This window comes from Microcystis aeruginosa LEGE 91341 (genome assembly GCF_015206885.1).
GTDB classification, from domain to species: Bacteria; Cyanobacteriota; Cyanobacteriia; order Cyanobacteriales; family Microcystaceae; genus Microcystis; species Microcystis aeruginosa_H.
This window is the reverse complement of sequence record NZ_JADEXY010000078.1, coordinates 1-19788: the sequence shown is the minus strand read 5'-3', so window position 1 is coordinate 19788 and position 19788 is coordinate 1. Positions and strand designations below refer to the sequence as shown.

Here is a 19788-nt window from a genome sequence, read left to right as displayed (position 1 = left end):
TTAAAATTCGACTGATTGTTGAGTTGCTCACCACCGTCTGTGTTTTTTCCTCGATTTGTTTTCTTAACTCGTCTAAGGTGGCATCGTTCTTTTCTTGGACTAAATCGCCCAGCAAGATAATTTGGTCGCTCTTAAGCTTGAGTTTTTGTCCTCCACCATGCGGTCGGGGATTTAGATTTCCTGTTTCACGCCACTGCTTGATTAGTTTCTGGATAAAGCTTAAAGCTACTCTAAATCTTTTGGCTAACTCACGTTGTGAGAGGTTATTCTCCTCGTAGGTCTCGATGATCTTTTGTCGCAAGTCTAAAGAATAGGGCTTCATCGGGTCGTGGCTCCTGCCTAGGTCTATAATTTATTGTCCTCTTCTATTGTACCTCATGCAAGTGCATACCGCTATATCTCTTTGGCTATTTGATTCTAATATAGACTATTTTGATTGAGCTAAAATAACAGAATTAAGGGGGAAAGATTCAGTTTCTAAACGAGTTAAATCAACAATTTGACTAGCTTGATCAATATCAATTCCAACTAATTTTCCTTCGCTATCAAAATCTAAAACAATATCAGGGGCGATTTCTTGAGAATCGGTGCTTGTTTTTTCTGATAGGCTAATGTATAGAGAATCGGTTTCAGGATAATAACTAAATTTCATTTTTTACTCCTTAAAGTTACGATCTGGGAAGGCGTTATGAATGGTTTCTCCATCATCTAGAATGACAACTCGCAAGTATTTTCCTAATTCGGGAATGTATAACCAATGACGAATGCGTCCATTTGGTTCTATTTCTCGTCTAACTGGATTCTGGATAGCCTGTTGACACCATTCTCGCTTAAGATAGGGTCTTTTGACCAAGACTTGTTCTTCAAAGTAGCGGGTAGTTTTCATTCATCATTTTTCTGATCGATTCCTTCTATCATAATTTTAACGAAATTTAGATAAATTTCCCCAGATACTAAATTCTCCCCCCTTTTTAAGGGGGGCAGGGGGGGATCAAATCCCATCACACAAACCCCTATCCTCCTCCCTAACACCAGAATTAGGATTGTGCAAATAAACCCGCACCCAATCGCAACTACGCCCCAATGAACTACCCCGCCGCAAGCGGACGGGGTATCAGAATCAAAATAGACTCAATTGTAGATTTTGGTGTAGCTGCAGGTATTCTTTATCTTGTTCTTTTACATATCTCGCTATCATACCTTCATCCCCATGCTTTCCTACCGTACTTGCGTAATATCCATCACTCCAAAACTCTCCTCCCCACAACTGCTTTTTCACTTGAGGACACTTTTTGAAAATTTCTCTCGCCGTTATACTTTTAATCATTGTCACTATCCTTGTCACACTATAGGTCGGTACTGATTGCACCAGAAAATGCACATGATCTTTATCCACTCCAATTTCTACAAACTTTATCTCGTATCGTTTTTCCATCTCTAGACAGACTTCTTTCAACAAGCTATCTACCTGTTCGTCGAAAACGGCTTTACGATATTTGGCTGGGAACACTAAATGATATAGCAAAACACTTACGTTATGGCTCTTATGGATGTATTCACTCATTTTTCTATTGTACGCCGCGAGCGGCGGGGAATTAGACCCGAAGAGATTAAAGCGTTTAAGTCCTGCATTATCCTACAATCTTTCTGTATTGTCCTACAACTCTTCTGCATCGCCCTATAATCCTTCTGTATCCTCACAAAGAAGTCTAAACCAAGATTAACGGGATTTTAGGATTCACTGGATTATTTACTTGGAAACTCCTGACAATCTTTTAAGATTGAGCATCCTGAAAATCCTCTAATCCTCAAAATCCTGATACTGACTATTTACCCCCAATCCCATCACACAAACCCCTATCCTCCTCCCTAACATTAATATTATTCTGCAAATAAGCCCGCACCCAATCGCAACTACGTTCCATTAAAGCATTTAAGTCCTGCATTGTCCTACTTTCTGTATTGTCCTACAACTCTTCTGAATCGCCCTACAATCCTTCTGTATCCTCACAAAGAAGTCTAAACCAAGATTAACGGGATTTTAGGATTAACTGGATTATTTACTTGGAAACTCCTGACAATCTTTTAAGATTGAGCATCCTGAAAATCCTCTAATCCTCAAAATCCTGATACTGACGATTTACCCCCAATCCCATCACACAAACCCCTATCCTCCTCCCTAACACCAGAATTAGGATTCTGCAAATAAGCCCGCACCCAATCGCAACTACGCCCCATTAAAGCGTGCATTGTCCTACAACTCTTCTGCATCGCCCTACAATCCTTCTGTATCCTCACAAAGAAGTCTAAACCAAGATTAACGGGATTTTAGGATTAACTGGATTATTTACTTGGAAACTCCTGACAATCTTTTAAGGTTGAGCATCCTGAAAATCCTCTAATCCTCAAAATCCTGATACTGACGATTTACCCCCAATCCCATCACACAAACCCCTATCCTCCTCCCTGACACCAGAATTAGGATTCTGCAAATAAGCCCGCACCCAATCGCAACTACGCCCCATTAAAGCATCTAAATCCCAACCATACTCTACATTCCACAGTTTGATAGTCTTGTCATCACCACCAGAAGCTAATGTCTTACCATCGGGGCTAAAACTCACGCTATAGACAGCTTCATTATGCCCATAGAGAGTGCGGATTTCTTCGCCTGTTTTTACATTCCAGAGTTTGATAGTCTTGTCAACACTACCGCTCACCAAAGTCTTGCCGTCGGGACTAAAATTAACGCTTCGGACATACCTATCATGCCCCTTGAGGGTGCGGATTTCTTCGCCTGTTTTTACATTCCAGAGTTTGATAGTCTTGTCCAAACTACCGCTCACCAAAGTCTTGCCGTCGGGACTAAAATTAACGCTTCGGACATACCTATCATGCCCCTTGAGGGTGCGGATTTCTTCGCCTGTTTTTACATTCCAGAGTTTGATAGTCTTGTCAACACTACCGCTCACCAAAGTCTTGCCGTCGGGACTAAAATTAACGCTCCAGACAGGCTCATCATGCCCCTTGAGGGTGCGGATTTCTTGGCCTGTTTCTACATTCCAGAGTTTGATAGTCTTGTCATCACTACCGCTCACCAAAGTCTTGCCGTCGGGACTAAAATTAACGCTATTGACATCGCTATCATGCCCTTCTAAGCGATTGCGTTCACTTTTCTGGTTGAGAAGTTCCTGTAAGGCATTTGTCACATTTTTGTTGTATGCCTGCTGCTTTTGTAGAATTTTTCCCGCTTTAATCGCTTCGACGAAAGCCTCCAAGTTTTTATGTTCATTCAATAGAGATAAGGAATATCTACCAAGAGACTCAGCTTGATTAAATTCTGCTTGTCTGGTTTTTTGCCAAGCCATCCAACCCAAACTACTACTAACCACCACCGCTACCAACGAAACCGCTGTAATTATTCGCGCTGTTCTAATTTTTTCATTTTTTTGCCGTTCTGCTTGAGTAATACTCGCCTTAATAAACTCAATCGCCACAGGATCTAAATTAGGCAGAGAATTATTCTTTTGAAACTCAACAATTTTAGCCAACTTAGAACCTCCCCAAAGCTCACTACTCGCTTTTACTGCATCTTGCTTCTGTAAATCATCCCACTGTTTAGCATCAGCATATAAACGACTTCTCAGAACAATTATCTCCTCTTTTTCTCGAATTAAATCCTGTAACACTTTCCAAGAACGTAATAACGCCTCATGTGCCACCTCAACCGTTGCTTTCCCGTCTTCTCCCTTACTCACCAAAAGACGATTATCTATCAATTGATAGAGAACCTCCCCTTGCATTTCCTCCTGTTCAAAACTCGATTTATCCGCCCTTATGCTAACCGCTTCTTTCCCTTCTAAACTAATTAACTCTAGAAAAATTTCCTCTGCTGCTTTCCGTTGCTTTTCATTAAATTGACTATAAATTTTATCCGCTTGTTTTTCTAGCGCACCCGTTACCCCACCAATCTCTTGATAAGTCTTAATATTTAAAACCCGCTCTTGAATATGATCTTTTTGCCACAATAAATCTAACGTATATTGTAACAGAGGTAAAGAGCCAGCCTGTTCATAAAAATCGGCAATAATTTGATTAATTAATCCCTTTTCAAAGATTACCCCATTTCTCGCCGCCGGTTCAGCAATAGCTAATCTTAACTCACTTTCATCCATATCCGTTAACATCTTGCTATACTGATCATGGATTTTTCCTAAACTGGGATAAGGACTTAATTTATCTAAAAAATCAGCCCTCATCGTCATCACAATTTTAACCCAACTATCATTCTTTTCAATTAATTTAATCAAACTTTTAATAAAAATATCCCTTTCTGTCTTCGGTGTACGAGTGAATAACTCCTCAAATTGGTCAATAAAAATAAACCATAAATCAGAATTATTTTTTAATCCTTCAACCACCTTAATTAAAGTCTCTTCCTTAACAGCTTGTGCTAATTTCGCTTGGGATTGTTTATATCTATTTGCCAAAAGACAACCATAAAAAGACTCAAAGGGATTAACATCAGGAACAAAAGTTAAATTAACCAATTTATTCGCGCCAAAATTATCCTTTAACTTAGGAATTAAACCCGCTTGCACGAGAGAAGATTTACCACTTCCCGACGCACCTAAAAGCAATAAAACATTCTGTTGTTTTAAATAATCGGTTAACTCAATAATCCAATTATCTCGCCCAAAAAACCTATCCTTATCATCTACCTCAAACTTCCTTAAACCCAAATAAGGTGAACCCGTAATTAAAGTTTGAGCCTGAATCTCAACTCCTGACTTTTGGGTGATAATATATTGATTGATTACACCCCCACTAATATCACCCGCAATTCCCTTAAATTCACCATCACCAATAAGACCTTTAACATCACCCCCTATTTCTGAATAATAACTTTTATCAGTCATTTTTGCTACTCCAAAATTATTCTTTTCAAGTTAACTTTAAATTGCAGTTTTAGAATTAGCAATCTTTAAGGACTTCCTACTAAACCAAACAATTTAGCCAAACCGCCTAAAATTGTTACAATTAAAGCAACTAAAATCCCTCGACTGACGAACTCTTGATTCTCTAAGCGCTTTTCCACGCCATCATTTTTTCCCTCTAGACGCTTCTCAATACCATCAATTTTTTCCTCTAGACGCTTCTCGACACCATCAATTTTTTCCTCTAGACGCTTCTCGACACCATCAATTTTTTCCTCCAGACGCTTCTCGACACCATCAATTTTTCCCTCCAGACGCTTAATTTCACCTTTAACTTCACTAAGTTCAATCTTAATATCAGTAACATCTTTTTGAAGATTGTCTAACTTTTGATTGATTTGAATTAGAAAATCTTTAAGTTCTACCTCAACAGTAATTGACATAAATTTCCTTCCTAAATAATCCTCAACTAATTAATGTTCTGACTAATATTTCCACCACTAATATCTCCTGCAATTCCCTTAAAAGTGCCATCTCCCACCATTCCCTTAATATCACCACCAACATTAATATTATACTTACCTGCGGCAAATTCTTCAGGTTTTAATTGCTTGAGTAATGCTTCTGCTGTCTTAATAACCTCTGCATCTCTATCAATTTTTGCTTCAAGTAACTCTTCTTTGAGCAGTGTTTTTACCCCCTCTGAATCTGGTTTTTTCTCATGTTTATCGACGATATCACTATCATCTGTTTTCCCTTTTTCTGCAAATTTCTTCTTAATCAACGCTTTTAAACTCTCATAAGCATCCTTAACCGCTGTTCCTGCCGTATCCTTAGCAGCACCCGTCGCACCAGCAGCCAACGCAGCGAGAATTAGAGAAATCGGTTCCATTGCCTGAGACTCCAAACTAGATATTGCTGACTCAATCTTAGATCAAAGCAAAGTATCTGACGCGATTATGGCGGAGGTATTGGGCGCAAATGGCTTGCTCGTCGGGAAGGGCGAACTGCGTTTGCTCAAAAGCTACATTATCAAAGCGCAAGTCCCTAATCCCGTTTAGATCATATTTCATCTAGACGAGAAAGGCTTTACCTAAAAAAATATGGTATGATGAGAAATTGTCAGTTTTACGAAAGCCGATGAAAACGGAAGAGATTATCAAATCAATCGAAGCCGAGTATCTCAAGAGCGATCTGCCCATTATCCATGTCGGTGACACGATCCGGGTAGGGGTGCGAATCGTCGAAGGAGATAAAGAGCGGATTCAGCCCTACGAGGGCATCGTCATCGCCAAACGCCATGGCGGTATCAACGAAACGATTACAGTACGCAAAGTCTTCCAGGGTGTGGGAGTAGAAAGAGTCTTCCTGCTCCACTCGCCACGGGTTGCCAGTATCAAGATCATCCGTCGTGGTAAAGTACGCCGGGCGAAACTCTACTATCTGCGCGATCGGGTTGGCAAAGCCACCAGGGTACAAGAACGTTTCGATCGCCCCCTCTAAAAAATTTCCGGCGACAGCCTAACCAAGAAAGTTGCTTAATCGCCAACAACTACGCTATAATAAATAAAGGCCTTAAAAAAGCCAAATAGTTTAGCGAATGGGCGCTCTTAGTTCAGTTGGTAGAACGCAGGTCTCCAAAACCTGATGTCGGGGGTTCAAGTCCTCCAGGGCGCGTTTGGTAATCACCAAGCCGATAATTGCAAAGGACATGATCTAAATGTCTGAGGGTTAGTGTGGGTTGTCCGGTGAAAATGATAAGTTAAGGATAGCTTGAGTATCATTTTAAGGAGTAGCGATCGTGGCCAAAAAAGAAACCCTAGAAAAAGACGCGAGCGACAAGAAAGAGGGAAACTCCTTTCAGGTCAAGGAATTCGTCAATGAAACCAAAGAAGAACTCGCCAAAGTCGTCTGGCCTTCCCGTCAGCAACTTTTGAGCGAATCGGCGGCGGTGATGTTAATGGTGACTTTAGTAGCCACTCTCATCTATCTGATTGATAAATTCTTTGCCTGGGGTGCGGGGAAGGTGTTCCCATGAATCTAGAAGAAGAGCAGTTTCCCGAAGAACTCAATCTTAGCGGCCTACCGAAAAAACCCCGTTGGTATGCCGTGCAGGTGGCTTCCGGTTGTGAGAAACGGGTCAAAGCTAATTTGGAACAGCGCATCCACACCCTCGATGTGGCCGATCGCATTCTGCAAGTCCAGATTCCCCAAGCGGCCACCGTCAAGGTCCGCAAGGATGGTTCACGGCAACACGGCGAGGAAAAAGTCTTCCCCGGTTATGTCCTGATCAGAATGATCATGGATGATGACGCTTGGCAGGTGGTCAAAAACACCCCCCACGTGATCAATTTTGTTGGGGCCGAACAAAAACGCCACTACGGACGCGGCCGCGGTCACGTCACCCCGCTACCCTTGAGTATGTCAGAAGTCGATCGCATCTTCAAACAAGCTCAGATTCAAGAACCCGTCGTCAAAATCAATATGGAAGTTGGCGATCAAATCTTGGTCCTATCCGGTCCATTTAAGGACTTTGAAGGGGAAGTGATCGAAGTTAGTCCCGAGCGCGGCAAACTCAAGGCCCTGCTCTCCATTTTTGGTCGGGATACCCCGGTCGAATTGGAATTTAATCAAGTCGAAAAACAAAACTAAATCATGGCTAAAAAAGTCGTCGCAATTATTAAACTAGCTTTACCTGCTGGTAAGGCTAACCCTGCTCCTCCGGTCGGTCCTGCTTTAGGTCAACACGGGGTGAATATTATGGCGTTTTGTAAAGATTACAACGCTAAAACCGCCGATCAGGCCGGCATGATCATCCCTGTGGAAATCTCCGTTTTTGAGGATCGGAGTTTTACCTTTGTCCTCAAAACTCCCCCCGCTTCCGTTCTCATCCGTAAAGCGGCCGGTGTGGAAAGAGGTTCCAACGAACCCAACAAGAAATTTGTCGCCACCATTACCCGCGACCAATTACGCGAAATCGCTCAGACTAAAATGCCAGATCTTAACGCTAACGACATCGAAGCAGCCATGAATATTGTGGCGGGAACGGCCAAAAATATGGGTGTCAAGATCTCAGACTAAATCTTATTACGGGGAGAAGTTAAGCTTCGTTATTACCCAAGGAGCAACAAATCAGATGGTAAAAAAAGTTTCACGACGTTTGCGAGATGCCCAGGCTAAGGTAGAAAATAAAGCCTACGAGCCATTAGAGGCACTGACATTATTAAAGGAATTAGCGACGGCGAAATTCGACGAAACCGCCGAAGCTCATATTCGTTTAGGTATCGATCCTAAATATACCGACCAACAACTGCGGACAACGGTAAGTTTACCCAAAGGAACTGGACGCACGGTGCGAGTAGCGGTGATTACTCGCGGGGAACAGGTGCAGGAAGCGAACAATGCCGGGGCCGATATCGTTGGTTCAGAAGAATTAATCGAAGAAATCGCCAAGGGGATGATGGATTTCGAGGTGTTAATCGCCACCCCCGATATGATGCCGAAAGTGGCGAAATTAGGTCGTCAACTCGGTCCACGGGGTTTAATGCCTTCACCGAAAGGGGGAACCGTAACCACGGATTTAACGGGAGCGATCTCTGAGTTTAAAGCGGGTAAATTAGAATTCCGGGCCGATCGCACCGGGATCGTTCACGTTCAATTTGGCAAAGCTTCTTTTAGTGCCGAGGATCTGTTAATCAATTTGAAAGCTTTGCAGGAAACGGTGGACAGAAACCGTCCTTCCGGGGCCAAAGGTCGTTACTGGCGTACAGTTTACGTTTCTTCTTCCATGGGTCCATCGATTCAAGTGGATATTAGTACCCTGCGGGATCTGAAATTAGCAGAAGGTTAATGACAGTTATTTTTCTTTGAAAAAGCCTCCAAGGGATTGGGGGCGTTTTTTTGGCTTGATCGCCCGATTGATATAGAATCAAAAGGCTACACTCAAGATTAATCGCTTGAATTATTCTCTTGTATCTGTTCTTAAAGCCAGCGTGTGGATTGTAGATTCCCCTAATACCCGTATTTTAGCCCCTAGTGCGATCGCTCTTGGTAACTTTGATGGTTTGCACCTAGGTCATCAAACCGTCCTACAGCCAATTTTTTGGGATGAACCCGCTTATCCCACCGTTGTTAGTTTTACTCCCCACCCGCGGGAATTTTTTACGGGAGAAAAATGGCAGTTATTAACTCCTCTAGGGGAAAAGGTGGAAGTTTTAGAGAATTTAGGCGTTAAACAATTAGTTTTACTGCCTTTCTCTGCTCAATTAGCTTCCCTGACTCCCTTGGCTTTTATCGAACAGATTTTAGTAGCAAAATTACAGGCTAAATCGATCAGTGTTGGTCAAGATTTTCGCTTCGGTTATCGTCGTCAAGGTACAGCGGAAGATTTATTACAGATCGCCTCTCAATTTAATATTAAAGTCGAGATTGTTGCTTTAAAAAACTGTGGGACGGGTCGAATTAGTAGTTCCCTAATTCGTCAAGCTTTGGCAGCGGGAAACGTTGAGCAAGCCGGACAAATGTTAGGTCGTCCCTACAGTTTAACCGGTCGCGTGGTCATCGGGCAACAACTGGGCAGAAAATTAGGTTTTCATACCGCTAATCTACAGGTTCCTCCCGATAAATTATTGCCGCGACTGGGGGTTTATTGCGGTTGGGTGCATCTCGATGGTTCTCGCTTACCGGCAGTTACGAACATCGGTTATCGTCCCACAATCGAGGGAAAAACTGTCAGTGTGGAAATCCATTTATTGGATTGGTCGGGCAATGTATATGATCGTATTTTAACGATGGATTTAGTGCAATTCCTGCGACCAGAACAGAAATTTAATTCTCTCGATCAATTAAAAAATCAGATCGAGATAGACTGCGATCGCTCTCGGTTAATTCTAAGTTCTGTAACCGACAACTACTAATATTTTTGGTATTCTCTTTCCACTTTACCCACCGCTTTCAATAAAGGAGAATCAAGGGAATCGATCCAATCAGCTACTTCTCGCGCTAATCCTAGGGTAACAATGCCTTGAGACGGTGGTAATTGACCAGCTAAAGCCTGACTCTTGATGGTTTTCAGGACAGAAATTAAACCCTCAATCCGAGTCGATCTTTCTGTTTTCGGCATCTGTTCGGCCACGGTAATAGCTTGGTCAATTGATTGAATTAATTCCCTCATGTTCGTTTCCATAATATTCTAGCGACAGGAAAGAGATGTGACGGTTATTGCTCGTCCCTCTCCCCATTGTATATTGGCATCTCGCGAGTCTTTAATAAAAGTTTGCTGACCACCACCGGGATAACAATCAGCCGGATTCTGGGGGGCGACAATTCCTTGATAAACTGTTGTTCCCGCAGGTAAAGTCACCGATATTACTTTGGTCGCTTGATTGGGAGGATTCCACTTTTGATCGAGGGCTAAATTTCTGATCACTTCCACATTGGTGGTATATTGATCCGTGGTCAGAAAACGACCTTTTTTGTAATTTTCGTCACTGTAATAACGGAAAAAAGTCTGGGGTTTTTCTAGGGTAACTGCCTGACATTCACTATTGCGAAAAGTGATGGCAATATCTGGAGGGAGGGGACAGGAAGGTGCCTGATCTTGAGCCAATATTTTCCGAGAATTGAAAGTTAAATTTTCGGGTAAACTATTGGTTAATGTACTGGCTGCGATTCCTAAAACAAGACTAAAAACGAGCGAACTGGCTTTCATCTTCACTGATTAGGAGAAATTCTTCTCGATTTTATCAGACTGAACCAACTGAAAATCTTGATTTCGCCCACTGGCAACAATTCTTAACTAATTTTCTCCCTGGTCGCCACCCTAACCCTGATTAGCTCCCTAGTAGGAAATTTCCCGCCATTATCTGTCAACTTTCCTCGCTAGTGTGGGCAAATTGGGAAAAGAATCGTTAAGATAAAGAAAAATTAACATTAACCTTCTTGACAAAATCCCCCATTTGTGCTATGAGAGACGCTATTGATATTTTGATGGAAAATTTGAGCCAGAGCATCGTCGGCCAAACCGAATCGATTCGCATTGTGCTGGTGGCTTTACTCAGTGGTGGCCACGCTCTCCTGGAAGATGTCCCCGGAGTCGGCAAAACCCTCTTAGCTAAATCCTTGGCGCGTTCAATCAACGGTCGTTTCCAACGGGTACAATGCACCCCCGACCTCCTCCCTAGTGATATTACGGGAACGACGATTTGGAACCCCAACAGTCGCGAATTTGAATTTATTCCCGGCCCCGCTTTTGCTAACGTCCTGCTGGCCGATGAAATCAACCGGGCCACCCCGCGCACCCAATCGGCACTTCTAGAAGTCATGGAAGAAAAACAAGTTACCGTCGATGGAGAAGCGCGGCCGGTCCCCCAACCCTTCTTTGTGATCGCCACCCAAAATCCGATCGAATATCAAGGCACTTTTCCGCTTCCAGAAGCACAAATGGACCGTTTTGCCGTTTGCCTGAGTTTGGGTTATCCCAGCGCCACAGAAGAATTAAAAATGTTACAAAGACAGCATTCTCAAGAGACAGTTAAATCCCTAGAAGCTTGTATTTCCCTAGAACAGGTGGGAGAATTGCAAAGATTAGTCAGTCTGGTCCGGGTAGCTCCTGCTTTACAGCAATATATTGTCGATTTAGTCCGCGCTACCCGTGATCATGAAGATATTAGTTTAGGAGTCAGTCCCCGGGGTTGTGTGGTTTTGCAAAAAGCAGTTCAAGCTTACGCTTTCCTCGAAGGTCGCGATTATGCTATCCCCGATGATGTTAAGTTGATTACTCCCTACGTCTTCTGCCATCGTCTGATTCCTAGTCACGGTCGTCAAGCTAAAGCTATCGTGGAAAGACTTCTGCAATCGGTGGCGATCGAGGATCGTATCTATGCTTAAATTTCAGTTATTGATGAACGGTAAGTTACAGGGGATTTCTAAATTCGGCCAAATTGGTAGAGCCGATCCATTAATTGCTAGTATTGCCTTAGCTAACTCAAGGCTGGAGTAAAAATATTTAGTGAGTCCACGGAAAATCTGCTCTCAGGAGAAAACAATGTTTTGTTCACAGTGTGGAACCAAAAGTGGACATCTCTAAAAATTATCACCCGATCACAGCTTGCTTTGATGCTTACTCGCATTCAAAATATCCACCTTTATCCTCAGACGGGTTTTTACACCAATCGTTAAAATCAATGACAAAGGAGCTTGGTCTAAATCCGTTCTGCCAATAGCTCAAGGTTTTAACTTTATTACTCTCGTTAATACCTTCAACAACTGTAGCATAGAATTCTTTGCGTTTATAAATATTAACCTCTCCTTCTTTTAAGACTTTATCTATCCAGCTTTTTCGTTTTTTTAGTGCTTGATCTTTTTCATATTTTGCACCTTCTAAATTAGTATCGCTGCTAATTACAATAGCCCATTTTTTAATCGATGTTGCTTCTGGATATCGATTGTGTGCAAATGGAGTTACCCCTTGTAAAACATCCATAGCTTTACTTGCAAGCTCTTCAGATTGCATGGCATATAATTTGTTTATATTTTGTAACACAGCTGTCGATTCTGATGCTAAATCAATCTTTGCTTTCGCTATTTCTCCAATAGCCTCAACTGCTTCAAGAGCCCTATCTGTAGCTTTAGCATTGTTGTTTTTCGGATGGGTATCTAGAGGCATTGATTTCAGAATAATTTTCTTAAGGATGAGAATAGATGTGTAACTGGGATTAAGTCGTGCTAAGTTAATTGCTAATTCTTCATGTCCTAAAGATGCAATAACTATAATGGTATTTTCTTTGGCTACCTGAGCATTAGGAATGGTTCGTCCATTGATTTCACCTACTAAATAAGGCATAAATTTTTCTACCGTTTCAACTCTCTTTATATCGAGTTCTTGTTGACGGAAATAATAATTGGTTAGACCTGTAAACGTTCCTCCTATAGCTCCTCCTATAGTTGTAAATAATAAAGTTACCACGATTTTACTAATATCCCAGAAATCCTTTTTATCTTTCTTATCGCTTTTCTCTTCATTATTATTCATAATTCATACCCTCTAAGCTCTGGATAGCATCCATTCATGATCTAGTCTGCATACCCTAAAAAATTCAACAAAGGGTGAGTTTTCCCAGCGTCCCCCCTATTCTGAAAAAACTCACCAGAAGCCTTTATCTGGCCCCTCACACCTTATCGAATTGGTCTCCTATCCGAACTGTCCCGTATCGATCCATTCACTCTTGATTAGCGACCACCAATCAGTTGCCAGACCATCGAGGACGTACTTGTAGGGCAGCCAGCCGTAGCCAGCGCTTCCCCAGGCAGTCCCCCAGGAGTTGCGAATCAGTAAGGCCCCGGTGGTTTCAATGCCACCCGCATTGGTGTTCTTGATCTTGAGGTTGTCGTCGTAACCGACCGCATCAATCGCGTGACCGCCGAGAACTCTCTCGCCCCGAGTCGGGTAAGGAATCTTGCCGGTCGTGTTGCCCTGACTGATAGAACTGTAAACAGTAAAGCCAAACATCGAGGGCAGACCTTTCGACAATTCGGTTTTGATCCGAGCTAACAGTGCGTCTCTTGCCGTCCCGGGCGGATCGAGGCGGTAGTAGGAAATCGCCTGATAGCTTTGGGCAAAAGCGTAGCAGAATGCCGACGGCTCTTTGTCAAAATCAGCGATATTGTAGGGATAGTATTCTTCTGGTGGTACGCCAAACAAGGTGAGGGCGTACATTGTTGAGCGCAAGAAGGCTCCCGTATCTCCCGTCCATTTGAGCAAGTTGCGCGTCACTTTGTAAAGAAAGAGGCGCGAGGCATCTATGTGTTTGCCAAAAGCTCGCCGCTCAAAATACTCCACCAGTCCGACCCCGGCGTGGGCCGTACAAGAACCGATAGTTTTTTGATCCTCCATGGGGGAACACCACGGCCTCAAGTCCACGCCGGCTGGCAGCGCTGCTGGGGCAGATGTCGTTGCTCCCACTTTGGCCAGCATTTGCTTGACAGATGGCTGTCCCAAAGCTTGCAGTTTGGACGGTACGCGTTCAGATTGAAAAGTAACATCACGAATATCGGGATAGTCGGGCAACCATCCCATTGCGGGAATTACAAATGTTTCAGTCATTTTTCTTTTCCTCCTAAGTCGTTGCTCACTAGCCCCTGGCTATCTGAGAAGCCTTTACTCTCGGACTTGGAGCGTGACAGTAAACCGTTCGACAATTGACGGTTCTCCTTGCCACTCCCGCCAAAGCTTAAGCCTTAGTTGATCTATCCCGGCCCGTTGCGCTTTAAAGGTCAGGATTCTCTGACCGCCCCCGCCGACTCTCGACTCCCCGGCAGGTACATACTCAGAGGCCTGCAGCTTCACTAAATCGCTCCCGACACCATCGACCGCCCACTGAAAGCCGGTAGTGGGATTCTCGTCGAGGGACACTAGCAGCAGGTCGTTGACCTGTATGGTGATGGATTTGCCGTTGTCAGCGCGAGTAAGGGTTAGCATTGTATCTTGACCGTTCCCTCCTTTCGGGTTCCACTCTGTCGCCCCACAGCCTTGGGAAAAGACTGGGGAAAGCACGAGGATTAGAGTTATGACAATCGCAACGGCCCACTTAAGAGAACGATCCATTATTTTCCTCCCTCGTCTCTATAACGGCCACAGGGATTCACTCTCGTTATTGCAGTTAGGAAATCGCGCCAAGCGCAGAAGAAACTGGGAAACGATCTAATTTAATTATCTCTTGCTTTGCCCACCGAGAGATGGTAGGATGGGGGGTTTGTGATTTTTCTTAATAATCCCCCTCGCCTACGCCTACACGAGCTTCAAATACCCTTCAGAGCAGCCCCATCCGTAATTTGAAATAACTCCTCAATGCTCCCCCATTTCGTCCCCCTAGAGGAGAGAATTGCCACGATCAAAACCTCTAGCGGGGGAATAACAACGACTAGCAATTAAACCCAAAACTAACCACCAGAGGGTACTAACTTGGGGACGATACCAAACTGTATCAAAAAAACCGTGGGCAAGAATTCCGGCCATAGCGGCAATCGCCCCGATTAACCAAAAGCCTTGACTGTCCATTTTATCGCGTAAAAGTTTAATTTGATGGATGCCTTGGCCGATAGTTGTGACTAATAACCAGAGGAAACAGGTAAAACCAATGATTCCCGTTTCTACCATGATTTCTAATAGCACAGAATAGGCACTTAAAGCCGTGTATTTTGGCTTCATGAATAGGGGGTAAATTTTCTTAAAAGCATCATTACCCGGTCCGATGCCCAAAAGCGGATAAGTTTGAATCATGCGAATAACTGCATCCCAAACATTAATCCGAAAGTTATTACTACTATCTCCCCGGCCGGCGAAAATACTCATCACCCGAATTCGCAGGGGATCCACCAATAAAATCGCCCCTAAAATCACCACGGCTAAACCCCCTAAAATCAAGGGTAAAAGCCATGTTTGCCAAAATAACGGTAGATAATTTTTGAACCAATAAAATAACAGCAATAAGAAGACAATTCCTAAGACCATCAAACCAATCCAACCGCCACGACTCTCGGTAAAAAATAAACAAGCGGCATTGGCTAAAGTTAATAAAGCCGCTAAAATTTTCGGTAGCCATCCCTGCCACACAAACAAGGCTGCAGCGCTAAAAGCAATACCAGGGAATAAATAACTAGCTAATAAATTAGGATTACCGAGATAACTATAAACCCTAGTATCCCCCGCTAATTCTGAAGTGGGATCGTTCCAAGTTGCTAACTGTTCCGCGCCAAAAATTTGCTGACGAATGCCGTAAACGCTCACTGCTAAAGCGGTTAAAACTAAAGTAGTCATAATCCAATTTGTTAGGCGTGGCGAGCGCATAATTCGGGCAGTAAAGGCAAAAAAGATGAGATTGAGAGTTAATTTAATTAATCCTTCCAAAGCTGCGGTTTTAACGGGAGAAAAAGCCGTGGAAACCGTGGCAATTCCCCAGTATAAAAGCACTAAAATGTGAATTGGTGTCACCCCGATTTTGCCTTCATCCACAAGGGTTAAGAGTAGCCAATAACCGGCTATTGCTAACAATAAAAAACCGATTTGACTGGTGGAGAAAAACGGCGCAGTGGCGATAAGAAGAGAGATTAACAGCGCACCCATCAGTTCTGTCCACTCCACAAAACGGCTACCCTGTCGCCATTGACTAAAAAGGCCGACGAAACGATGCAGATAGCTATATTTTGACCAAGAAGCGGGGGAAAAGTTCAGTAGGGTGATTTGTTTCCATAAAGCATTCATAGGGTTTTTAGTTGCGGTTGTCACCATCACACTTTGATTAAGATACCGATTGTATCTTAATTGTTGACTCTTGGGAGCGAAAAGAGTTTCAGTCCGGTGTCTTAGGGCAGCTTCACACAGTCAAAACCTAATAGCATAACCAGTCTAAGCATGGGGTGAACGTAAAGCTTGACCTAAACGAGTTAAGCCTTGGGAACAGTCAAAACGATCGAGATGTACTTCAATAAATGATAGGCGATCGATGTTACCCTGGGCAATTGATAAAGCCTTTTCTAATTCCCCTTCTGTCCTGACTTGACAACTCCAACTTTCCCCGTTAAATACTGCTGGTAATTGGTGATATTTCCACGGTTGTAGATCATTATAAATATTATCCTGAATTACCCGCTCGATCGTGTAACCATCGTTGTTAATTAAAAAGATAATTGGATTGAGATGGTGACGGATAATTGTCGAAAGTTCTTGGGCAGTCATTTGAAAAGCACCATCCCCCACAAAGACGATAGGACGAGTATTTGGTGCGGCAAAAGCTACTCCTAAACAGGCGGGAATTGAATAACCAATAGAGAGATAAAATGCTTGACCAATAAAGTCAGTTTGTTGAGGCATTAATAAATCAATTGTGGCAATAATTGCATCCCCTGTATCGGAAATAACAAAAGATTCTTGAGCGATAAAATGATTCATTCGCTCATAGAAACGAGCATTAGTTAATTTTTCCTCTGGCACGGCGATGAATTCTAAATCCTTCAATTCGGCTGCGGGTTTAATCTCTAGTGTTGCCGCTTCTTTGTGACTTAGCTTATCAATTAAACCATCGATAAAATCCCCTAGGAATACCGGTTGATAGAAGTGATGTTTAATTTTTACTTTCTCGGAATTAGCATTAATCAAATTATTGGGATTTAAATTAGCCGTAAATCCCCCTAAATTCATATCGGACATAATTGCCCCTAAACAGAGGACACAATCGGCATTTTCCACCCGTTGACTAACGTATTCGCGACTTAATGCTCCCACATAAGTGCCGATAAATTGCGGCTGCATTTCTGAAATTGACGACTTACCTAAAATAGTGGTAGCTAAGGGATAACCCGTTACTTCTAAAAGTTTCAGCAACTTATCTTGGAGTTTAAACCGATGGAATTCTACCCCCGCTAAAATAATTGGTTTTTCCGCTTTTTCTAATAAAAAAACCGCTTCTTCAATGGCTTCTTCTAAAGCGGCAGTATCCGTGAGATTATCGGTTAAATAAATTGGATTTTCTGAGGGGATACAGGGACGATAGACCAGATCGCGGGGAATTTCGATATACACAGGACGTTTGTGATGCAAACAAGCTGCTAAAGTTTGATCGATTTGACTGGCTGCTTGGGCAGAATTAGTGAGAATAACCGAGGCAACCGTGGCTTTTTCCATGATCGAAAATTGCAGATTATAATCGCCCGTGGTGTGGTGTAATAATAAATTATCCCGGCGAATCGAGCGATCGGAAGCTCCACTAATTACCACCAGGGGAACTCTTTCAGCGTAAGCACCGACCACAGCATTAACGAGGCTAAATCCCCCGACTCCGTAAGTGACACAGACAGCACCCATACCTTTGACTCGCGCGTAGGCATCGGCGGCATAACCTGCGTTAAGCTCATTACAGGTGCAAACTAATTCGATCGGACTTTCCACCAAAACATCCATCAAATCGAGGACATAATCCCCCGGCACCCCAAAAATATGATTAACCCCTAAATTATGGAGACGCTGGAATAAATATTCGCCGATGGTGATCATAGCAATTTTCTCGCAAAGATGAGCAGGGTGTCGGTGCGGAATTTTCCTTACTCACTTTCAGCCAAAATGCCGACCGCTCTTGCTAGGAAAAGACCGACTAACTTACATATCATATTTACTAATGATAGCAACTCCCAGATCTACATCTAGAGTACCTTGAGCGCCACCTCCGGGGATTAAACCGCAGAAATCTCGCAAATAACGCTCGTAATGGTTAGTTTTCAGTTGTCCTGCCCCTCCTAACAAACGTTGGGCAATCAAAACTAATTCGATAGCACTGTCGGTAGCATAGGATTTAGCTAAGCTAGTAATCGGTTCCCAGAGAGGATCTACCTGACCAGAGGCCTCAGCTTCTAGGGATTGATAGACGATCGAGCGACTGGTTTCTAGCAGTTTATACATTTTACCGATCTCTGCCTGTACTGATTGCATAGCGGTTAAGGGTCGATTGTAACGGATGGAATGACTGAGACTTTTGACACAATCTTCCAAAATTGCCTCCATTCTGCCCAAAACGGGACTAACCAAGATAGAACGACGAGCGTTTAAAAATTCCTGCACATGACTTAACCCATCGGCCGCCACCATCACTGAGTCATGGGGAAGAAAAACATCATGAAAATGTACCGTTGAGATGCCAGCAGCGCGCCATCCTGCCATGGGTAAGGGAACAATTTCCACTCCGGGGAATTCTTTTTCCACCAAAAAAACCTTAAGATCGTCAAAACTATCGGTTTTATGACGGGCATAGGTCATAAACGTATCAGCATTGTAACCGCCAGTGGTGAAAAGTTTTTTGCCAGAAAGGATATATCCGCCTTGGGTTTCTCTGACGCAGGTGTTAAAGGAAAAAGGATCCGCACCGTCGGTATAGGCAAAAGCGGGCGCTCTTTTCCCCGCGATCATCGGTTTCAGGTAACGTTCGATCAAGTTCTGTCGTTTTGACTTGTAGATCATCCTCATCACCGAACCGCGCAGAGAAATCACGAAGGGAAAGGATAGATCTTGACAGAGATAACCGACTTGATCGAGCATCATTCCCCAGGATAGCTGATCAGCCCCTCCACCTCCTAATTCTTGAGTTACAGGGTAGGGAGTCATCCCTAAACGACAAGCTTCGGCAAAAATATCTTCTGATATACAAGTACCATTGGCATCCCGTTCTAAAACTCCGGGGTTAATGCGTTCGCGAATAAAATTGCCAAAACGACTATCGACTTCTGCTGCTATTTTTTTTGCTAGGGTACGATTCATGATGTTTTTATCAACCTCTTGTCTTAATTTTGTCCGGATAACAATTTTCTTGTCCCTATATACTTAGCAGGGCAATCCCACTTGTTTTGTATAAATTGTACTTGACAAGCAGACAGTTTAAACTGTGGAGGCGAGGGGCTAGACATGGCCGCTTGAATCGAGGACAGTATCTAGGGCTGGCTGAATAAATCTAAAAACCTTGTTGGGTAAGACTTTTAGACTTTTTGTCAATCAAAAAGTACGGCTCTTCGGTAATTGTTATGCGAATAATTAACTTAAAATAAAATTCGATGAGATAACCTATACTCCAAAATAGCTAAAACCTATACAGGGAAAGACTTAAGACACAAACTGGTTAATGCTAAAAGATAGATAATTGAGTTAAGATTTGATATAATAGCCAAAGACCAGAGTGTTTTACCTATGATACTTGACAAATTTTTGAACCTAGAAGGAACCTCTATTCAAGGCTATCTACATCTAGAAAATATAGGTATAGTCTTCCGGCTCGAATCGAAAAATCAAAAAGCAATCTGTCCTCGTTGTGGG

The 19788-nt window shown here is 43.0% G+C and carries 22 protein-coding genes, 1 tRNA gene and 1 pseudogene; 9 read left to right on the top strand and 15 right to left on the bottom strand.

Annotation, left to right across the window (positions count from 1 at the left end):
- From IQ234_RS13035 to IQ234_RS13005, 7 genes are all read right to left on the bottom strand, one after another.
- The coding region (locus IQ234_RS13035) for a helix-turn-helix domain-containing protein (protein WP_193957405.1) at nt 1–322 on the bottom strand (322 nt) is incomplete at its 3' end.
- Nucleotides 323–427: 105 nt separating this feature from the next.
- Nucleotides 428–652, bottom strand: coding sequence for a DUF2283 domain-containing protein (locus tag IQ234_RS13030; protein ID WP_002742721.1), 225 nt, complete (start codon nt 650–652; stop codon nt 428–430).
- Between the two features lie 3 nt (nt 653–655).
- Nucleotides 656–886: a hypothetical protein gene (locus IQ234_RS13025; protein ID WP_193957404.1), complete on the bottom strand. Its 231-nt coding sequence runs from the start codon at nt 884–886 to the stop codon at nt 656–658.
- 234 nt (nt 887–1120) lie between these two features.
- Nucleotides 1121–1564 carry an IS200/IS605 family transposase gene (gene tnpA / locus IQ234_RS13020; protein WP_002740761.1) on the bottom strand — a complete coding sequence of 148 codons (444 nt, stop codon included), beginning with the start codon at nt 1562–1564 and terminating at the stop codon, nt 1121–1123.
- A gap of 841 nt (nt 1565–2405) precedes the next feature.
- Nucleotides 2406–4919 (bottom strand): NACHT and WD repeat domain-containing protein, encoded by a 2514-nt coding sequence (locus tag IQ234_RS13015; RefSeq protein WP_193957403.1) that lies wholly within the window; start codon nt 4917–4919, stop codon nt 2406–2408.
- 65 nt (nt 4920–4984) lie between these two features.
- Nucleotides 4985–5380 (bottom strand): hypothetical protein, encoded by a 396-nt coding sequence (locus IQ234_RS13010; RefSeq protein WP_147073843.1) that lies wholly within the window; start codon nt 5378–5380, stop codon nt 4985–4987.
- 26 nt (nt 5381–5406) lie between these two features.
- Nucleotides 5407–5829 (bottom strand): hypothetical protein, encoded by a 423-nt coding sequence (locus IQ234_RS13005; RefSeq protein WP_193957402.1) that lies wholly within the window; start codon nt 5827–5829, stop codon nt 5407–5409.
- 248 nt (nt 5830–6077) lie between these two features.
- Between IQ234_RS13005 and rplS the strand changes: the two genes are divergently transcribed.
- From rplS to IQ234_RS12970, 7 genes are all read left to right on the top strand, one after another.
- Complete coding sequence (gene rplS, locus IQ234_RS13000; protein WP_002738040.1) at nt 6078–6440, top strand: 50S ribosomal protein L19; 363 nt, start codon at nt 6078–6080, stop codon at nt 6438–6440.
- 101 nt (nt 6441–6541) lie between these two features.
- Nucleotides 6542–6614: transfer RNA gene (locus tag IQ234_RS12995), tRNA-Trp, on the top strand.
- Nucleotides 6615–6738: 124 nt separating this feature from the next.
- Nucleotides 6739–6975, top strand: a complete 237-nt coding sequence (gene secE / locus IQ234_RS12990) for a preprotein translocase subunit SecE (RefSeq protein WP_108936678.1) — start codon at nt 6739–6741, stop codon at nt 6973–6975.
- The gene (nusG, locus tag IQ234_RS12985; protein WP_002735925.1) at nt 6972–7589 is read left to right on the top strand and encodes a transcription termination/antitermination protein NusG; all 618 of its coding nucleotides are present in this window, start codon (nt 6972–6974) and stop codon (nt 7587–7589) included. The genes secE and nusG overlap by 4 nt, the downstream gene beginning before the upstream one ends.
- Nucleotides 7590–7592: 3 nt before the next feature.
- On the top strand, nt 7593–8018 hold the full coding sequence (gene rplK, locus IQ234_RS12980; protein ID WP_004160232.1) for a 50S ribosomal protein L11: 426 nt from the start codon (nt 7593–7595) through the stop codon (nt 8016–8018).
- A gap of 55 nt (nt 8019–8073) precedes the next feature.
- Entirely contained in the window at nt 8074–8787 is a 714-nt protein-coding gene (rplA, locus tag IQ234_RS12975; protein ID WP_052277567.1) for a 50S ribosomal protein L1, read from the top strand.
- A gap of 142 nt (nt 8788–8929) precedes the next feature.
- The gene (locus IQ234_RS12970) at nt 8930–9853 is read left to right on the top strand and encodes a bifunctional riboflavin kinase/FAD synthetase (RefSeq protein WP_193957406.1); all 924 of its coding nucleotides are present in this window, start codon (nt 8930–8932) and stop codon (nt 9851–9853) included.
- Here the strand turns inward: IQ234_RS12970 and IQ234_RS12965 are convergent.
- Nucleotides 9850–10122, bottom strand: coding sequence for a hypothetical protein (locus IQ234_RS12965; RefSeq protein ID WP_193957401.1), 273 nt, complete (start codon nt 10120–10122; stop codon nt 9850–9852). The genes IQ234_RS12970 and IQ234_RS12965 overlap by 4 nt on opposite strands.
- Before the next feature lie 6 nt (nt 10123–10128).
- A complete protein-coding gene (locus tag IQ234_RS12960) occupies nt 10129–10647 on the bottom strand; it encodes a hypothetical protein (RefSeq protein ID WP_002737967.1) in 519 nt (172 codons plus the stop codon).
- A 254-nt stretch (nt 10648–10901) separates the two neighbouring features.
- Here IQ234_RS12960 and IQ234_RS12955 point away from each other — a divergent pair, with 254 nt between their 5' ends.
- Nucleotides 10902–11825 (top strand): AAA family ATPase, encoded by a 924-nt coding sequence (locus IQ234_RS12955; protein WP_193957400.1) that lies wholly within the window; start codon nt 10902–10904, stop codon nt 11823–11825.
- A gap of 232 nt (nt 11826–12057) precedes the next feature.
- On the opposite strand, the gene IQ234_RS12950 is transcribed toward IQ234_RS12955, so the two are convergent.
- The 6 genes from IQ234_RS12950 to IQ234_RS12925 form a co-directional block, all read right to left on the bottom strand.
- Nucleotides 12058–12969: a hypothetical protein gene (locus IQ234_RS12950; RefSeq protein ID WP_193957399.1), complete on the bottom strand. Its 912-nt coding sequence runs from the start codon at nt 12967–12969 to the stop codon at nt 12058–12060.
- A gap of 159 nt (nt 12970–13128) precedes the next feature.
- Nucleotides 13129–14040 carry a C1 family peptidase gene (locus IQ234_RS12945; protein WP_193957398.1) on the bottom strand — a complete coding sequence of 304 codons (912 nt, stop codon included), beginning with the start codon at nt 14038–14040 and terminating at the stop codon, nt 13129–13131.
- A gap of 54 nt (nt 14041–14094) precedes the next feature.
- Nucleotides 14095–14490, bottom strand: coding sequence for a protease inhibitor I42 family protein (locus IQ234_RS12940; protein WP_322743457.1), 396 nt, complete (start codon nt 14488–14490; stop codon nt 14095–14097).
- 315 nt (nt 14491–14805) lie between these two features.
- Complete coding sequence (locus tag IQ234_RS12935; RefSeq protein WP_193957396.1) at nt 14806–16197, bottom strand: IctB family putative bicarbonate transporter; 1392 nt, start codon at nt 16195–16197, stop codon at nt 14806–14808.
- 144 nt (nt 16198–16341) lie between these two features.
- Nucleotides 16342–17985 carry an alpha-keto acid decarboxylase family protein gene (locus IQ234_RS12930; protein ID WP_193957395.1) on the bottom strand — a complete coding sequence of 548 codons (1644 nt, stop codon included), beginning with the start codon at nt 17983–17985 and terminating at the stop codon, nt 16342–16344.
- Nucleotides 17986–18087: 102 nt separating this feature from the next.
- Nucleotides 18088–19239 carry an acyl-CoA dehydrogenase family protein gene (locus IQ234_RS12925; protein WP_193957394.1) on the bottom strand — a complete coding sequence of 384 codons (1152 nt, stop codon included), beginning with the start codon at nt 19237–19239 and terminating at the stop codon, nt 18088–18090.
- A 423-nt stretch (nt 19240–19662) separates the two neighbouring features.
- Between IQ234_RS12925 and IQ234_RS12920 the strand changes: the two are divergent.
- Nucleotides 19663–19788, top strand: a pseudogene (locus IQ234_RS12920) (ISL3 family transposase); the annotation flags it as partial.

Bases quoted from the DNA above. Each gene is read 5' to 3' on its own strand.
- nusG (WP_002735925.1), top strand. From the start codon at position 6,972: ATGAATCTAGAAGAAGAGCAGTTTCCCGAAGAACTCAATCTTAGCGGC.
- tnpA (WP_002740761.1), bottom strand. From the start codon at position 1,564: ATGAGTGAATACATCCATAAGAGCCATAACGTAAGTGTTTTGCTATAT.
- IQ234_RS13030 (WP_002742721.1), bottom strand. From the start codon at position 652: ATGAAATTTAGTTATTATCCTGAAACCGATTCTCTATACATTAGCCTA.
- IQ234_RS13005 (WP_193957402.1), bottom strand. From the start codon at position 5,829: ATGGAACCGATTTCTCTAATTCTCGCTGCGTTGGCTGCTGGTGCGACG.
- rplK (WP_004160232.1), top strand. From the start codon at position 7,593: ATGGCTAAAAAAGTCGTCGCAATTATTAAACTAGCTTTACCTGCTGGT.
- IQ234_RS13025 (WP_193957404.1), bottom strand. From the start codon at position 886: ATGAAAACTACCCGCTACTTTGAAGAACAAGTCTTGGTCAAAAGACCC.
- IQ234_RS12960 (WP_002737967.1), bottom strand. From the start codon at position 10,647: ATGAAAGCCAGTTCGCTCGTTTTTAGTCTTGTTTTAGGAATCGCAGCC.
- rplS (WP_002738040.1), top strand. From the start codon at position 6,078: ATGAAAACGGAAGAGATTATCAAATCAATCGAAGCCGAGTATCTCAAG.
- IQ234_RS12935 (WP_193957396.1), bottom strand. From the start codon at position 16,197: ATGAATGCTTTATGGAAACAAATCACCCTACTGAACTTTTCCCCCGCT.
- IQ234_RS12965 (WP_193957401.1), bottom strand. From the start codon at position 10,122: ATGGAAACGAACATGAGGGAATTAATTCAATCAATTGACCAAGCTATT.
- IQ234_RS12955 (WP_193957400.1), top strand. From the start codon at position 10,902: ATGAGAGACGCTATTGATATTTTGATGGAAAATTTGAGCCAGAGCATC.
- rplA (WP_052277567.1), top strand. From the start codon at position 8,074: ATGGTAAAAAAAGTTTCACGACGTTTGCGAGATGCCCAGGCTAAGGTA.
- IQ234_RS12930 (WP_193957395.1), bottom strand. From the start codon at position 17,985: ATGATCACCATCGGCGAATATTTATTCCAGCGTCTCCATAATTTAGGG.
- IQ234_RS13010 (WP_147073843.1), bottom strand. From the start codon at position 5,380: ATGTCAATTACTGTTGAGGTAGAACTTAAAGATTTTCTAATTCAAATC.
- IQ234_RS12925 (WP_193957394.1), bottom strand. From the start codon at position 19,239: ATGAATCGTACCCTAGCAAAAAAAATAGCAGCAGAAGTCGATAGTCGT.
- IQ234_RS12950 (WP_193957399.1), bottom strand. From the start codon at position 12,969: ATGAATAATAATGAAGAGAAAAGCGATAAGAAAGATAAAAAGGATTTC.
- IQ234_RS12945 (WP_193957398.1), bottom strand. From the start codon at position 14,040: ATGACTGAAACATTTGTAATTCCCGCAATGGGATGGTTGCCCGACTAT.
- IQ234_RS13015 (WP_193957403.1), bottom strand. From the start codon at position 4,919: ATGACTGATAAAAGTTATTATTCAGAAATAGGGGGTGATGTTAAAGGT.